Genomic DNA, 16,301 nt, shown 5'->3' with positions numbered 1-16,301 from the left:
GGAGAGAAAAAGCCGGCGCCGTCCCGCAAGGTCGAGGTCCAGGTCCTGGACTTCGAGGTGGGCGACTCGGTCACCGTCACCGACGGCCCGTTCGCCACGCTCCAGGCGACGATCAACGAGATCAACGCCGACTCGAAGAAGGTCAAGGGCCTGGTCGAGATCTTCGGCCGCGAGACCCCGGTCGAGCTCAGCTTCGACCAGATCCAGAAGAACTAGGTTCTTCCGGAGCACCAGCCACCGACCAGGTCAGACCGGCACACCACCGGTCTGACCTCTCGGTTTTTGGCCGCGCGACCATACCCGTTATCGTTGTGCGGTATGCCTCCATCCGGATGACCGGATTGCGGGGCGAACCACCTCTCACTAGGACCCGGAGAGAGCATGCCTCCCAAGAAGAAGAAGGTCACGGGGCTTATCAAGCTCCAGATCCAGGCCGGTGCCGCGAACCCGGCCCCGCCGGTCGGCCCCGCGCTGGGTCAGCACGGCGTCAACATCATGGAGTTCTGCAAGGCCTACAACGCCGCGACCGAGTCGCAGCGTGGCATGGTCGTGCCGGTGGAGATCACGGTCTACGAAGACCGTTCCTTCACCTTCGTCACCAAGACCCCGCCGGCCGCGAAGCTCATCCTGAAGGCCGCGGGCGTGGAGAAGGGCTCCGGCGAGCCGCACAAGACCAAGGTCGCCAAGATCACCGAGGCGCAGGTCCGCGAGATCGCCACCACCAAGATGCCCGACCTGAACGCCAACGACCTGGACGCCGCGTCGAAGATCATCGCCGGCACCGCCCGTTCCATGGGCATCACGGTCGAGGGCTGAGCCCCAGCCCTACAAGGCACCCCGTGGCAGGACCAGGCGCTGGTCCGTACCACGACTCCACCCCACTGCATCAGGAGCAGAAGTGAAGCGCAGCAAGACTCTTCGCAACGCGGACGCGAAGATCGACCGGGAGCGTCTGTACGCCCCGCTCGAGGCCGTCCGTCTCGCCAAGGACACCGCGTCCGTCAAGTTCGACGCGACCGTCGAGGTCGCCATGCGTCTGGGCGTCGACCCGCGCAAGGCCGACCAGATGGTCCGTGGCACCGTGAACCTCCCGCACGGCACCGGTAAGACCGCCCGGGTCCTGGTCTTCGCGACCGGTGACCGTGCTGCGGCAGCGGAAGCCGCCGGCGCCGACATCGTCGGCTCGGACGAACTGATCGACGAGGTCTCCAAGGGCCGTCTGGACTTCGACGCCGTCGTCGCCACCCCGGACCTCATGGGCAAGGTCGGTCGCCTCGGCCGCGTGCTCGGTCCCCGTGGTCTGATGCCGAACCCGAAGACCGGCACCGTCACCCCGGACGTCGCCAAGGCCGTCACCGACATCAAGGGCGGCAAGATCGAGTTCCGCGTGGACAAGCACGCGAACCTCCACTTCATCATCGGCAAGGTCTCCTTCGACGAGGCCAAGCTGGTGGAGAACTACGCCGCCGCGCTTGAGGAGATCACCCGTCTCAAGCCGTCGGCCGCCAAGGGCCGTTACATCAAGAAGACGACCATCACCACCACGATGGGCCCCGGCGTCCCGGTCGACCCCAACCGCACCCGCAACCTCCTCGTTGAGGAGGAGGCCGTCTGATCTCCCTGATCGACGCGCCGCACCGCGTGTGATTCATGCCGTCAGGCCCCGCTTTCCGTACGGAGAGCGGGGCCTGACGCGTTCCCGGTCGCGGGCCTGACGCGTTCATATCAGGGCCTGCCGGAAGCCCTGTCGGTGGCCTGCACTACAGTCCCCTGCGAGGTCCATCAAGGAATCAAAGGGGGAGCCTCAAGTGCGCAGCACGCGTATAGCCGCCGCCGTGGCGGCGGGAGTTGTCATGCTGGCCGGTCTGACCGCCTGTAAGGGCGGCGGCACCAACAACGGCGCCGGCGGTGGCAGCGGCAGCAGTGGCGGCAGTGACGCAGCAGGGGCGAAGTCTCCGCTGGAGGCCGCGCTGGCCTCGCTGAAGACGGCCTCGCAGCAGACCAGCGGCAAGAAGTCCGCGAAGATCGACGGCACGCAGAAGGCGGGTCCGTCCACGCGCACGATGAAGGGCGCGATGGACTGGTCGAACGGCATCAACATGACCGTCGACATCACCCAGTCCGGCGGCCCCCTGGGCGGCAAGACCACGAAGGCGATCTACACGCCGCAGACGATGTACATGAACATGGGCATGCCCATGGGCGGCAAAAACTGGATCAAGGCCGACTACGACACCCTGGCCAAGAAGAGCCCGGCCGGCGCCGTGCTCAAGGACGCGATGCAGAACAACGACCCGGTCAAGTCGGTGGACCTGCTCATCGCCTCCGGCAAGGTCCAGCAGGCCGGCAAGGAGGACGTCCGCGGCGTGCAGGCGACCCACTACACCGGCACGGTCGACGTGGCCGAGATGGCCAAGATGCAGGCCAAGAGCCTCAGCGAGTCCGACCTGAAGGCGTTGCAGGCGCAGCTGCAGCAGGCCGGTGCGACGAAGGAGACCATCGACCTGTGGATCGGCCCGGACAACCTGCTCGTGAAGAAGCGTGAGCAGCTGGACGGCAAGACCGCGTCGGACTCGACGGTCTTCTACTCGGCCTACGGCACCAAGGTCTCGGTGACCCCGCCGCCGGCGAGCGACACCACGACGCTGCCCGGCGCCTGACGAGGAAGCCCGCGGTGGGGCGTCCGCGACGTCCCACCGCGGCCGATTTGCCTGAGCGCGGGCCGCTCCCGTACGGTGTCCCGGAAGCCAAAGACCGCTGGTTGTCTCTGCGCGTCCGGTATCGGGCGTGTGGTGGCCGAAGGATCCGCTAGCTGCGGACGGCCTGCGCAGGTGAATGAGGAAGATCTCCCGGGTGTGAGCCCGGTCGAGTATCGCCCCGTGCGCCTGCGCCGGGGCGTTTGTTTTGCCCAGCCCCTTCTGCGCGGTCCTCATCACCCGGAAGGAGGCCGAGGCTCATGGCGACGTCTGACAAGAACGCAGCCGTTGCGGAGATCACGGAGAAGCTCCGTGACGCCAACGCAGCTGTTGTGACTTCTTACACCGGACTGACTGTGGCGCAGCTCAAGGAGCTCCGCCGTTCTCTCGGCGAGAACGCTCAGTACCGTGTGGTGAAGAACACGCTGACCAAGATCGCGGCCAAGGAGGCCGGGATCGAGCTGGACGAGCATCTCAAGGGCTCGACCGCTGTCGCCTTCGTGACCGGTGACCCGGTCACGGCGGCGAAGGGTCTTCGTGACTTCGCCAAGGAGAACCCCGCTCTCGTCATCAAGGGCGGTGTCCTTGACGGCAAGGCGCTGTCCGCCGACGAGTTCAAGAAGCTTGCGGACCTCGAGTCCCGCGAGGTTCTGCTCGCCAAGCTGGCGGGCGCCATGAAGGGCAAGCAGTCCCAGACTGCCGCGCTCTTCCAGGCGCTTCCCTCGAAGTTCGTCCGCACCGCGGAGGCGCTTCGTGCCAAGCAGGCCGAGCAGGGCGGTGCCGAGTAATTCGGCTCGCACATTGACCGCCGCCTGACGCGACGGTCGAAGCGGGCCCAACGTACGCCCGCCGACATGTACATCCGGCACCAGCCGATTTAGTGGAAGGATCGCCCATCATGGCGAAGCTCAGCCAGGAAGACCTGCTCGCGCAGTTCGAGGAGATGACCCTCATCGAGCTCTCCGAGTTCGTGAAGGCGTTCGAGGAGAAGTTCGACGTCACCGCCGCCGCTCCGGCCGTCGCCGTCGCCGCCGCCGGTGCCCCGGGTGCCCCGGCCGCCGCCGAGGAGGAGAAGGACGAGTTCGACGTCATCCTCACCGGCGCCGGCGACAAGAAGATCCAGGTCATCAAGGTCGTGCGTGAGCTGACCTCCCTGGGCCTGAAGGAGGCCAAGGACCTCGTCGACGGCACCCCGAAGCCGGTCCTCGAGAAGGTCTCCAAGGAGGCCGCGGACAAGGCCGCCGAGTCCCTCAAGGGCGCCGGCGCCTCCGTCGAGGTCAAGTGACCCCGGTGAGTCTCCGACTCACGTCCTGAGCGCCTGAGGGCGTACACGGACACAGCGAAGGGCGATCACCCATGCGGGTGGTCGCCCTTCGTCGTGCAAGCCACGGCTGCATTGCCTCGCGCCGGAGTGCGAGTATGGTGATCTTCGTCGTCCGGACGTGCCTCCATGTGACGATCTCCCTGAGGTGGGGGGCCTTGACGAACCGGACGCGGCGCGCAATTCTCGGGACGCGACGCAGAAGCGATCCAGGGTTCGAGGCATGGATCGCCGACGAAGAGGGAAGCATCGGTGTGCGCCACTGGCGCAGGGCTTTCGGCAGGCGCAGGGCATTGGGCGTAGAGAAGAACAACGAGGGGTCCCTCCGGTTCGGAGGGCACGACCTCCCGGAGGGAGAAGATCGGTATCACGGTGCTGTGCCGGTCTCCGGAAACTCGCTCTGGACATCAGTGTGCCAAGTGGCTACACTGACCCTTTGCGCTGCCTGTTAGCTGCTCCCTGCCCGTCACCAGGGGCATACCCGAGCCCGAGCAAAGCTGAATGAACCGCCCTGACCTGGGCTTTCCCTCAGTCTGCTCGATTCGGGACCGGTACGCGCGTAGTGAGTCCGAGCCCTCGGAAGGACCCCCTCTTGGCCGCCTCGCGCAACGCCTCGACTGCCAATACGAACAACGGCGACAGCACCGCCCCGCTGCGCATCTCTTTTGCGAAGATCAAGGAGCCCCTCGGGGTTCCGAACCTCCTTGCGCTGCAGACCGAAAGCTTCGACTGGCTGCTCGGCAATGCCGCATGGAAGGGTCGCGTCGAGGCTGCGCTGGAGAGTGGGCAGGAAGTACCCACCAAGTCCGGTCTCGAAGAGATCTTTGAAGAGATCTCCCCGATCGAAGACTTCTCCGGGTCGATGTCGCTGACGTTCCGCGACCACCGCTTCGAGCCCCCGAAGAACTCCATCGACGAGTGCAAGGAGCGCGACTTCACGTACGCGGCTCCGCTGTTCGTCACCGCCGAGTTCACCAACAACGAGACCGGCGAGATCAAGTCCCAGACGGTCTTCATGGGCGACTTCCCGCTCATGACCCCCAAGGGCACCTTCTGCATCAACGGCACCGAGCGTGTCGTCGTCTCGCAGCTGGTCCGCTCGCCGGGCGTCTACTTCGACAGCTCGATCGACAAGACGTCCGACAAGGACATCTTCTCCGCCAAGATCATCCCGTCCCGGGGTGCCTGGCTGGAGATGGAGATCGACAAGCGCGACATGGTCGGTGTGCGTATCGACCGCAAGCGCAAGCAGTCCGTGACCGTCCTGCTCAAGGCGCTCGGTTGGACGACCGAGCAGATCCTGGAGGAGTTCGGCGAGTACGAGTCGATGCGCGCCACCCTGGAGAAGGACCACACCCAGGGCCAGGACGACGCGCTGCTCGACATCTACCGCAAGCTGCGTCCGGGCGAGCCGCCGACCCGCGAGGCCGCGCAGACGCTGCTGGAGAACCTCTACTTCAACCCCAAGCGCTACGACCTCGCCAAGGTCGGCCGCTACAAGGTCAACAAGAAGCTCGGCGGCGACGAGCCGCTGGACGCCGGCGTGCTGACCACCGATGACGTCATCGCCACGATCAAGTACCTGGTCAAGCTGCACGCCGGCGAGACCGAGACGATCGGCGAGAACGGCAACACCATCGTTGTCGAGACCGACGACATCGACCACTTCGGCAACCGCCGCCTGCGCAACGTCGGCGAGCTGATCCAGAACCAGGTCCGTACGGGCCTCGCCCGTATGGAGCGCGTCGTGCGTGAGCGCATGACCACCCAGGACGTCGAGGCGATCACGCCGCAGACCCTGATCAACATCCGGCCGGTCGTCGCCTCCATCAAGGAGTTCTTCGGCACCAGCCAGCTGTCCCAGTTCATGGACCAGACCAACCCGCTGTCGGGTCTGACCCACAAGCGCCGCCTGTCGGCGCTGGGCCCGGGTGGTCTCTCCCGTGAGCGGGCCGGTCTGGACGTCCGTGACGTGCACCCCTCGCACTACGGCCGCATGTGCCCGATCGAGACGCCCGAAGGCCCGAACATCGGTCTGATCGGTTCGCTCGCCTCGTACGGCCGGGTCAACGTCTTCGGCTTCATCGAGACGCCGTACCGCAAGGTCGTCGACGGCCAGGTCACGGAGGAGGTGGACTACCTCACCGCTGACGAGGAGGACCGCTTCCTGATCGCCCAGGCGAACGCGAAGCTGACCGACGACATGCGTTTCGCCGAGCAGCGTGTGCTGGTCCGCCGCCGTGGCGGCGAGGTCGACCTCGTCCCCGCCGACGAGGTGGACTTCATGGACGTCTCGCCGCGCCAGATGGTGTCGGCCGCGACCGCCATGATCCCGTTCCTCGAGCACGACGACGCCAACCGCGCGCTCATGGGATCGAACATGATGCGCCAGGCCGTTCCGCTGATCAAGGCGGAGTCGCCGCTGGTCGGCACCGGCATGGAGTACCGCTGCGCGGTCGACGCCGGCGACGTCATCAAGGCCGAGAAGGACGGTGTGGTCCAGGAGGTCTCCGCGGACTACATCACCGTCGCCAACGACGACGGCACGTACACCACGTACCGCGTCGCCAAGTTCACCCGCTCCAACCAGGGCACCTCCTTCAACCAGAAGGTCGTCGTGGACGAGGGCGCGCGGGTCGTCGAGGGCCAGGTCCTCGCCGACGGTCCGTCCACGGACCAGGGCGAGATGGCGCTCGGCAAGAACCTGCTCGTCGCGTTCATGCCGTGGGAGGGCCACAACTACGAGGACGCGATCATCCTGTCGCAGCGCCTCGTGCAGGACGACGTCCTCTCCTCGATCCACATCGAGGAGCACGAGGTCGACGCCCGTGACACCAAGCTGGGCCCCGAGGAGATCACCCGGGACATCCCGAACGTCTCCGAGGAGGTCCTCTCCGACCTCGACGAGCGCGGCATCATCCGGATCGGTGCCGAGGTCGTCGCCGGCGACATCCTCGTCGGCAAGGTGACGCCCAAGGGTGAGACCGAGCTGACCCCCGAGGAGCGCCTGCTCCGCGCGATCTTCGGCGAGAAGGCGCGCGAGGTGCGCGACACCTCGCTGAAGGTGCCGCACGGTGAGATCGGCAAGGTCATCGGCGTCCGCGTCTTCGACCGCGAGGAGGGCGACGAGCTGCCCCCGGGCGTGAACCAGCTGGTCCGCGTCTACGTCGCGCAGAAGCGCAAGATCACCGACGGTGACAAGCTCGCCGGCCGCCACGGCAACAAGGGCGTCATCTCGAAGATCCTGCCGGTCGAGGACATGCCGTTCCTGGAGGACGGCACCCCGGTCGACATCATCCTCAACCCGCTGGGTGTCCCGTCCCGAATGAACCCGGGACAGGTCCTGGAGATCCACCTCGGCTGGCTCGCCAGCCAGGGCTGGAAGGTCGAGGGCTCCGAGGAGTGGCAGCAGCGGCTCCAGGCGATCGGTGCCGACGACGTCGCACCGCGCACCAACGTCGCGACCCCGGTCTTCGACGGTGCGCGCGAGGACGAGCTCGCGGGTCTCTTCGACTCGACGCTCCCCAACCGCGACGGCGAGCGGATGGTCAAGGGCTCCGGCAAGGCCCAGCTGTTCGACGGCCGCTCCGGCGAGCCGTTCCCGGACCCGATCTCGGTCGGGTACATGTACATCCTCAAGCTGCACCACCTGGTCGACGACAAGCTGCACGCCCGCTCGACCGGTCCGTACTCGATGATCACCCAGCAGCCGCTGGGTGGTAAGGCCCAGTTCGGTGGCCAGCGGTTCGGTGAGATGGAGGTGTGGGCGCTGGAGGCTTACGGCGCCGCGTACGCCCTCCAGGAGCTGCTGACGATCAAGTCCGACGACGTGACCGGCCGCGTGAAGGTCTACGAGGCCATCGTCAAGGGCGAGAACATCCCCGAGCCCGGCATCCCCGAGTCCTTCAAGGTGCTCATCAAGGAGATGCAGTCCCTGTGCCTCAACGTGGAGGTGCTGTCCTCGGACGGCATGTCCATCGAGATGCGCGACACCGACGAGGACGTCTTCCGCGCTGCGGAGGAGCTCGGCATCGACCTGTCCCGGCGCGAGCCGAGCAGCGTCGAAGAGGTCTGACGGGTCTGGCCGGGAGCTTCTGCCCCAGGAGCTCCCGGCCCCTCCCCGGACCCCGTTCAGACCATAGAGACACGACCCTGAGAGGGATTGACGCATAGTGCTCGACGTCAACTTCTTCGACGAGCTGCGGATCGGCCTCGCCACCGCTGACGACATCCGTCAGTGGTCCCACGGTGAGGTCAAGAAGCCGGAGACCATCAACTACCGCACCCTCAAGCCCGAGAAGGACGGACTCTTCTGCGAGAAGATCTTCGGTCCGACCCGGGACTGGGAGTGCTACTGCGGTAAGTACAAGCGCGTCCGCTTCAAGGGCATCATCTGCGAGCGCTGCGGCGTCGAGGTCACTCGCGCCAAGGTGCGCCGTGAGCGGATGGGCCACATCGAGCTGGCCGCTCCCGTTACCCACATCTGGTACTTCAAGGGTGTGCCGAGCCGGCTGGGCTACCTGCTGGACCTCGCCCCCAAGGACCTCGAGAAGGTCATCTACTTCGCCGCCTACATGATCACGTGGGTGGACGAGGAGCGCCGTACGCGCGACCTGCCCTCGCTGGAGGCCCATGTCTCCGTCGAGCGCCAGCAGATCGAGCAGCGCCGCGACTCCGACCTGGAGGCCCGCGCCAAGAAGCTCGAGACCGACCTGGCCGAGCTGGAGGCCGAGGGCGCCAAGGCGGACGTGCGCCGCAAGGTGCGCGAGGGCGCCGAGCGTGAGATGAAGCAGCTGCGCGACCGTGCGCAGCGCGAGATCGACCGCCTCGACGAGGTCTGGAACCGCTTCAAGAACCTCAAGGTCCAGGACCTGGAGGGCGACGAGCTCCTCTACCGCGAGCTGCGTGACCGCTTCGGCACGTACTTCGACGGCTCCATGGGCGCCGCTGCGCTGCAGAAGCGCCTGGAGACCTTCGACCTGGAGGAGGAGGCCGAGCGCCTCCGCGAGATCATCCGGACCGGCAAGGGCCAGAAGAAGACCCGTGCGCTCAAGCGCCTGAAGGTCGTCTCCGCCTTCCTGCAGACCCGCAACAGCCCCAAGGGCATGGTGCTGGACTGCATCCCGGTGATCCCGCCGGACCTGCGTCCGATGGTGCAGCTGGACGGTGGCCGCTTCGCGACCTCCGACCTGAACGACCTGTACCGCCGCGTCATCAACCGCAACAACCGCCTCAAGCGGCTTCTCGACCTCGGCGCACCCGAGATCATCGTGAACAACGAGAAGCGCATGCTCCAGGAGGCCGTGGACGCGCTCTTCGACAACGGCCGCCGTGGCCGCCCGGTGACGGGCCCCGGCAACCGTCCGCTGAAGTCGCTGTCCGACATGCTCAAGGGCAAGCAGGGCCGCTTCCGTCAGAACCTGCTCGGTAAGCGCGTCGACTACTCGGCCCGTTCCGTCATCGTCGTCGGCCCGCAGCTCAAGCTGCACCAGTGCGGTCTGCCGAAGGCCATGGCGCTGGAGCTCTTCAAGCCCTTCGTGATGAAGCGCCTGGTGGACCTCAACCACGCGCAGAACATCAAGAGCGCGAAGCGCATGGTCGAGCGTGGCCGCACCGTCGTGTACGACGTCCTCGAAGAGGTCATCGCCGAGCACCCGGTGCTGCTGAACCGTGCGCCCACCCTGCACCGCCTCGGTATCCAGGCGTTCGAGCCGCAGCTGGTCGAGGGCAAGGCCATCCAGATCCACCCGCTCGTCTGCACCGCGTTCAACGCGGACTTCGACGGTGACCAGATGGCCGTGCACCTGCCGCTGTCCGCGGAGGCCCAGGCCGAGGCCCGCATCCTGATGCTGTCCTCGAACAACATCCTCAAGCCGGCCGACGGCCGTCCGGTCACCATGCCGACCCAGGACATGGTGCTCGGCCTCTTCTTCCTCACCACGGACGAGGAGGAGCGCGAGGTCAAGGGCGAGGGCCGGGCCTTCGGCTCGGTCGCCGAGGCGATCATGGCCTTCGACGCCCGCGAGCTCTCGCTCCAGGCCAAGGTCGACATCCGCTTCCCGATCGGTACGGTTCCGCCCCGCGGCTGGACCCCGCCGGTCACGGAGGAGGGTGCGGCCGACACCTCCGTCGCGGGCGAGTGGCAGCAGGGCGACAGCTTCCGGCTGCGCACCACCCTGGGCCGCGCGCTCTTCAACGAGCTGCTGCCCGAGGACTACCCGTTCGTCGACTACTCGGTGGGCAAGAAGCAGCTCTCCGCGATCGTCAACGACCTGGCGGAGCGCTACCCGAAGGTCATCGTGGCGGCGACGCTCGACAACCTGAAGGCGGCCGGCTTCCACTGGGCCACCCGTTCCGGCGTCACCGTCGCCGTCTCCGACATCGTCGTGCCGGAGGCCAAGAAGGGGATCGTCGCGGGCTACGAGGCCCAGGACGAGAAGGTCCAGAAGCAGTACGAGCGCGGTCTGATCACCAAGGACGAGCGCACGCAGGAGCTCATCAACATCTGGACCAAGGCGACCAACGAGGTTGCCGAGGCGATGAACGAGAACTTCCCGAAGACCAACCCCATCTTCATGATGGTGGACTCCGGTGCTCGCGGAAACATGATGCAGATGCGTCAGATCGCGGGTATGCGTGGTCTGGTGTCCAACGCCAAGAACGAGACCATTCCGCGGCCCATCAAGGCGTCGTTCCGTGAGGGTCTCTCCGTGCTGGAGTACTTCATCTCCACGCACGGTGCCCGTAAGGGTCTGGCGGACACCGCCCTGCGTACCGCCGACTCGGGTTACCTCACCCGTCGTCTGGTCGACGTCTCCCAGGACGTCATCATCCGCGAGGAGGACTGCGGCACCGAGCGCGGTCTCAAGCTGCGGATCGCCGCGAAGGGCGCCGACGGCGTACTGCGCAAGGCGGACGACGTCGAGTCCTCCGTGTACGCGCGGATGCTGGCCGAGGACGTCGTCGTCGACGGCAAGGTCGTCGCCCCGGCCAACGTCGACCTCGGTGACGTGCTCATCGACCAGCTGGTCGCGCACGGCGTCGAGGAGGTCAAGACCCGTTCGGTCCTGACCTGCGAGTCCGCGGTCGGTACCTGCGCCTTCTGCTACGGCCGTTCGCTGGCCACCGGCAAGCTGGTCGACATCGGTGAGGCGGTCGGCATCATCGCCGCCCAGTCCATCGGTGAGCCCGGCACCCAGCTGACGATGCGTACCTTCCACACCGGTGGTGTGGCCGGTGACGACATCACCCTGGGTCTGCCGCGTGTCGTCGAGCTCTTCGAGGCCCGTACGCCCAAGGGCGTCGCCCCGATCTCGGAGGCGGCCGGCCGCGTCCGGATCGAGGAGACCGAGAAGACCAAGAAGGTCATCGTCACGCCGGACGACGGCAGCGACGAGACGTCGTACGGCGTCTCCAAGCGCGCCCGGATGCTGGTGGGCGAGGGCGACCACGTCCAGGTCGGTCAGCCGCTGACCGTCGGCGCGATCAACCCGCACGACGTGCTGCGGATCCTCGGCCAGCGCGCCGTCCAGGTCCACCTGGTCGGCGAGGTCCAGAAGGTCTACAACAGCCAGGGCGTGGCGATCCACGACAAGCACATCGAGATCATCATCCGGCAGATGCTGCGCCGCGTGACGATCATCGAGTCCGGCGACGCGGAGCTGCTGCCGGGCGAGCTCGTGGAGCGCACGAAGTTCGAGGGCGAGAACCGTCGTGTGGTGGCGGAAGGCGGCCACCCGGCCTCCGGCCGTCCGCAGCTGATGGGTATCACCAAGGCTTCGCTGGCCACCGAGTCCTGGCTGTCGGCGGCGTCCTTCCAGGAGACGACCAGGGTCCTGACGGACGCGGCGATCAACGCCAAGTCCGACTCCCTGATCGGCCTCAAGGAGAACGTCATCATCGGTAAGCTCATCCCGGCCGGTACGGGCCTGTCCCGCTACCGCAACATCCGGGTCGAGCCCACCGAGGAGGCCAAGGCCGCGATGTACTCGGCCGTCGGTTACGACGACATCGACTACTCGCCCTTCGGCACCGGCTCCGGCCAGGCGGTCCCGCTGGAGGACTACGACTACGGTCCGTACAACCAGTAATCCCGCACCGCGGAACAGCAACAGGGCGGCCACCCTCCGGGGTGGCCGCCCTGCGGCGTTCGGCCTCCGGTGCTGCCGAGGGAACTCGTCCTCCCATTGCTGCGTCTGTGATGAGAAGATGGGGAGAACTGTCGAGCGGGGGGAGGTTCGCGACATGGCGTTCCAGCCGTGGCAGGGTGGACAGCCTGCTCAGAATCCGTACCAGGTGCCGGCCATGCGTGCCTCGCACGCCGATCGCGAGCGGGCGGTCGATGTCCTGAAGGCGGGCTTCGCGGAGGGCCGGCTCGGGCAGCCGGAGTACGAGCAGCGGATCGCGCGCGCGTATCAGGCGCAGACCCACGCCGAGTTGCAGATGCTGGTCGCGGATCTGCCCCAAGGGCCGGTGCCGCAGGCGCAGTTCGCGCCGCGGCAGGTGGCCGTGCCGGCCACGTTCCTCCCGATGCAGATGCCGATGGTGCAGCCCACCAACGGCTCCGCGACCGGCTCGCTGGTGTGCGGTCTGCTGGCGCCGGTGACCTGGGGAGCGACCTCGATTCCGGCGGTGATCCTGGGGCACAAGGCGCGGGCCGAGATCCGGCGGACCGGTGAGCGCGGGGACGGCCAGGCGGTCGCCGGGTTGGTGCTGGGCTGGCTCGGGATCGGGGCCTGGGCGCTGTTCATCCTGGTGATGGTGCTGGTCGCCGCGGTGCGGCCGTGAGGGCTGTGTGCCTTCTTCCGTAGGGCGGTGGATCGCACTACGGTGGCCGCAGCGTCGGGGGAGTCCGGCGTGTCCTTCGCGTGTGCATTTGTTTTGACCGCAGCCAATGCGGTAGGTACGCTCTGACCTTGTGCCTGGGGTGTCCCTGGGCTGCCGTGCGTGCCTTCCCCCGCCATCTCCGGCCGGGGAGTGCCGACAGCGCGGAAGCCGGGTTTTGACACCGCAATCTGCCGCCGCCCTCGTTCCAGCGAGGCAGGTCCGCAGTATTCGACACACCCGACCTCGTGGGTCGGGGAATGTTCCAGGTTAGCTTTACCGAGACTGGCACACAGAAACCGGAGAAACGGTGCCTACGATCCAGCAGCTGGTCCGCAAGGGCCGGCAGGACAAGGTCGAGAAGAACAAGACGCCCGCGCTCGAGGGTTCCCCCCAGCGCCGTGGCGTCTGCACGCGTGTGTTCACGACCACCCCGAAGAAGCCGAACTCGGCCCTGCGTAAGGTCGCGCGTGTGCGTCTGACCAGCGGGATCGAGGTCACCGCTTACATTCCGGGTGAGGGCCACAACCTGCAGGAGCACTCGATCGTGCTCGTGCGCGGCGGCCGTGTGAAGGACCTGCCGGGTGTTCGGTACAAGATCATCCGCGGCTCCCTCGACACGCAGGGCGTCAAGAACCGCAAGCAGGCTCGCAGCCGCTACGGCGCCAAGAAGGAGAAGTAAGAATGCCTCGTAAGGGCCCCGCCCCGAAGCGCCCGGTCATCATCGACCCGGTCTACGGCTCTCCTCTGGTGACCTCCCTCATCAACAAGGTTCTGCTGAACGGCAAGCGCTCCACCGCCGAGCGCATCGTCTACGGCGCCATGGAGGGTCTGCGCGAGAAGACCGGCAACGACCCGGTCATCACGCTGAAGCGCGCGCTGGAGAACATCAAGCCGACCCTTGAGGTCAAGTCCCGCCGTGTCGGTGGCGCGACCTACCAGGTCCCGGTCGAGGTCAAGCCCGGCCGCGCCGCCACCCTCTCGCTCCGCTGGCTCGTGGGCTACTCCCGCGCCCGCCGCGAGAAGACCATGACCGAGCGCCTCATGAACGAACTGCTCGACGCCTCCAACGGCCTCGGCGCTTCGGTCAAGAAGCGTGAGGACACGCACAAGATGGCCGAGTCCAACAAGGCCTTCGCGCACTACCGCTGGTAGTCGCAACCCACATCGAGACCGAGAGAAGATTGAGCCACTATGGCTACCACTTCGCTTGACCTGGCCAAGGTCCGCAACATCGGGATCATGGCCCACATCGACGCGGGCAAGACGACCACCACCGAGCGGATCCTGTTCTACACCGGTGTTTCGTACAAGATCGGTGAGGTCCACGACGGCGCTGCCACGATGGACTGGATGGAGCAGGAGCAGGAGCGCGGCATCACGATCACGTCTGCCGCGACGACCTGCCACTGGCCGCTGGAGAACGTCGACAACACCATCAACATCATCGACACCCCGGGTCACGTCGACTTCACGGTCGAGGTGGAGCGCTCGCTGCGCGTCCTGGACGGTGCGGTGACGGTGTTCGACGGCGTCGCCGGTGTCGAGCCGCAGTCGGAGACCGTCTGGCGTCAGGCGGACCGCTACGGCGTGCCGCGTATCTGCTTCGTCAACAAGCTCGACCGCACCGGTGCCGAGTTCCACCGCTGCGTCGACATGATCACCGACCGCCTCGGCGCGGTGCCGATCGTCATGCAGCTGCCGATCGGTACCGAGGCGGACTTCAAGGGCGTCGTCGACCTCGTGAAGATGAAGGCCCTGGTCTGGTCGGCCGAGGCCGCCAAGGGCGAGATGTACGACACCGTCGACATCCCGGCCACCCACGCCGAGGCCGCCGACGAGTGGCGCGGCAAGCTGCTCGAGGTCGTCGCCGAGAACGACGAAGAGATCATGGAGCTGTACCTGGAGGGCCAGGAGCCCACCGAGGAGCAGCTGTACGCGGCGATCCGCCGTATCACGATCGCTTCCGGCAAGGCCGAGAACACCACCGTCACCCCGGTGTTCTGCGGTACCGCGTTCAAGAACAAGGGCGTGCAGCCCCTGCTCGACGCGGTCGTGCGCTACCTCCCCTCCCCGCTGGACGTCGAGGCCATCGAGGGCCACGCGGTCAACGACCCGGAGGAGATCGTCAAGCGCCGGCCGTCCGAGGACGAGCCGCTGTCCGCCCTGGCGTTCAAGATCGCGAGCGACCCCCACCTGGGCAAGCTCACCTTCATCCGGGTGTACTCGGGCCGCCTCGTGGCCGGCACGCAGGTGCAGAACTCGGTGAAGGGCAAGAAGGAGCGCATCGGCAAGATCTACCGGATGCACGCGAACAAGCGTGAGGAGATCGAGTCGGTGGGTGCCGGTGACATCGTCGCCGTCATGGGTCTGAAGCAGACCACCACCGGTGAGACCCTCTGCGACGCGAGCGCTCCGGTGATCCTGGAGTCGATGGAGTTCCCGGCCCCGGTCATCCAGGTCGCCATCGAGCCCAAGTCCAAGGGCGACCAGGAGAAGCTGGGTGTCGCCATCCAGCGCCTCGCCGAAGAGGACCCCTCGTTCCAGGTGCACACCGACGAGGAGACCGGCCAGACCATCATCGCGGGTATGGGCGAGCTGCACCTCGACGTGCTGGTCGACCGTATGAAGCGTGAGTTCCGGGTCGAGGCCAACGTCGGCAAGCCGCAGGTCGCGTACCGCGAGACGCTGCGCAAGCCGGTCGAGCGCCTGGACTACACGCACAAGAAGCAGACCGGTGGTTCCGGTCAGTTCGCGAAGGTCCAGATCGCCCTCGAGCCGCTCGAAGGCGATGGCTACGAGTTCGAGAACAAGGTCACCGGTGGCCGCATCCCGCGGGAGTACATCCCGTCCGTGGACGCCGGTTGCCAGGAGGCCATGGAGTTCGGTGTCCTCGCCGGCTACCCGCTCACGGGCGTCAAGGTCATCCTTCTCGACGGTGCCTTCCACGAGGTCGACTCGTCGGAAATGGCCTTCAAGATCGCCGGTTCGATGGCCTTCAAGGAGGCCGCCCGCAAGGCCAGCCCGGCCCTGCTCGAGCCAATGATGAAGGTCGAGGTCACCACGCCCGAGGACTACATGGGCGATGTGATCGGCGACATCAACTCCCGCCGTGGGCAGATCCAGTCCATGGAGGACCGCGCCGGCGCCAAGCTCGTCACGGGCCTGGTTCCGCTCTCGGAGATGTTCGGCTACGTCGGAGACCTCCGCAGCAAGACGTCGGGTCGCGCAAGCTACTCGATGCAGTTCGACTCCTACGCCGAGGTTCCGCGGAACGTCGCCGAGGAGATCATCGCGAAGGCCAAGGGCGAGTAGCTCCGTCTCCCGAGAGTCGGAACACGCTTTAGGCTTGACACCGTCTGCTGGGGCATTCCCCGCGATCCGTGAGGATGCCCCGGCAGCCGGCACCCCAGCAAAGATCACCTGGCGCCGATGAGTAAGGCGTACAGAACCACTCCACA

Annotated in this window: 12 protein-coding genes; all 12 read left to right on the top strand. The window is 66.7% G+C overall.

Going from position 1 to position 16,301, the window contains the following annotated elements; translation table 11 throughout:
* A partial coding sequence (locus RZ84_RS41185; protein ID WP_347232763.1) for a transcription termination/antitermination protein NusG occupies positions 1 to 216 on the top strand: 216 nt, incomplete at its 5' end.
* A gap of 165 nt (positions 217 to 381) precedes the next feature.
* Entirely contained in the window at positions 382 to 816 is a 435-nt protein-coding gene (gene rplK, locus RZ84_RS16135) for a 50S ribosomal protein L11 (RefSeq protein ID WP_016571043.1), read from the top strand.
* A gap of 82 nt (positions 817 to 898) precedes the next feature.
* Positions 899 to 1,615 carry a 50S ribosomal protein L1 gene (gene rplA, locus RZ84_RS16130; protein WP_043264909.1) on the top strand — a complete coding sequence of 239 codons (717 nt, stop codon included), beginning with the start codon at positions 899 to 901 and terminating at the stop codon, positions 1,613 to 1,615.
* 193 nt (positions 1,616 to 1,808) lie between these two features.
* Entirely contained in the window at positions 1,809 to 2,660 is an 852-nt protein-coding gene (locus RZ84_RS16125) for an SCO4651 family lipoprotein (RefSeq protein ID WP_347232762.1), read from the top strand.
* Positions 2,661 to 2,956: 296 nt separating this feature from the next.
* A complete protein-coding gene (rplJ, locus tag RZ84_RS16120; RefSeq protein ID WP_043264907.1) occupies positions 2,957 to 3,484 on the top strand; it encodes a 50S ribosomal protein L10 in 528 nt (175 codons plus the stop codon).
* 110 nt (positions 3,485 to 3,594) lie between these two features.
* Entirely contained in the window at positions 3,595 to 3,981 is a 387-nt protein-coding gene (gene rplL, locus RZ84_RS16115) for a 50S ribosomal protein L7/L12 (protein ID WP_043264906.1), read from the top strand.
* A gap of 628 nt (positions 3,982 to 4,609) precedes the next feature.
* The gene (rpoB, locus tag RZ84_RS16110) at positions 4,610 to 8,092 is read left to right on the top strand and encodes a DNA-directed RNA polymerase subunit beta (protein WP_043264905.1); all 3,483 of its coding nucleotides are present in this window, start codon (positions 4,610 to 4,612) and stop codon (positions 8,090 to 8,092) included.
* A gap of 97 nt (positions 8,093 to 8,189) precedes the next feature.
* Entirely contained in the window at positions 8,190 to 12,107 is a 3,918-nt protein-coding gene (locus RZ84_RS16105; protein ID WP_043264904.1) for a DNA-directed RNA polymerase subunit beta', read from the top strand.
* A gap of 214 nt (positions 12,108 to 12,321) precedes the next feature.
* A complete protein-coding gene (locus RZ84_RS16100) occupies positions 12,322 to 12,804 on the top strand; it encodes a DUF1707 and DUF4190 domain-containing protein (RefSeq protein WP_043264903.1) in 483 nt (160 codons plus the stop codon).
* A 346-nt stretch (positions 12,805 to 13,150) separates the two neighbouring features.
* On the top strand, positions 13,151 to 13,522 hold the full coding sequence (gene rpsL / locus RZ84_RS16095) for a 30S ribosomal protein S12 (RefSeq protein ID WP_003948652.1): 372 nt from the start codon (positions 13,151 to 13,153) through the stop codon (positions 13,520 to 13,522).
* A gap of 2 nt (positions 13,523 to 13,524) precedes the next feature.
* A complete protein-coding gene (gene rpsG / locus RZ84_RS16090; RefSeq protein WP_004571813.1) occupies positions 13,525 to 13,995 on the top strand; it encodes a 30S ribosomal protein S7 in 471 nt (156 codons plus the stop codon).
* A gap of 39 nt (positions 13,996 to 14,034) precedes the next feature.
* The gene (gene fusA / locus RZ84_RS16085; protein WP_043264902.1) at positions 14,035 to 16,155 is read left to right on the top strand and encodes an elongation factor G; all 2,121 of its coding nucleotides are present in this window, start codon (positions 14,035 to 14,037) and stop codon (positions 16,153 to 16,155) included.
* Positions 16,156 to 16,301 lie beyond the last annotated feature (146 nt).

Source organism: Streptomyces sp. CT34, from assembly GCF_000805335.1.
Lineage (GTDB): Bacteria > Actinomycetota > Actinomycetes > Streptomycetales > Streptomycetaceae > Streptomyces.
Note: the sequence above shows the minus strand (reverse complement) of the source record. Positions and strands in the feature narration are given on the sequence as shown.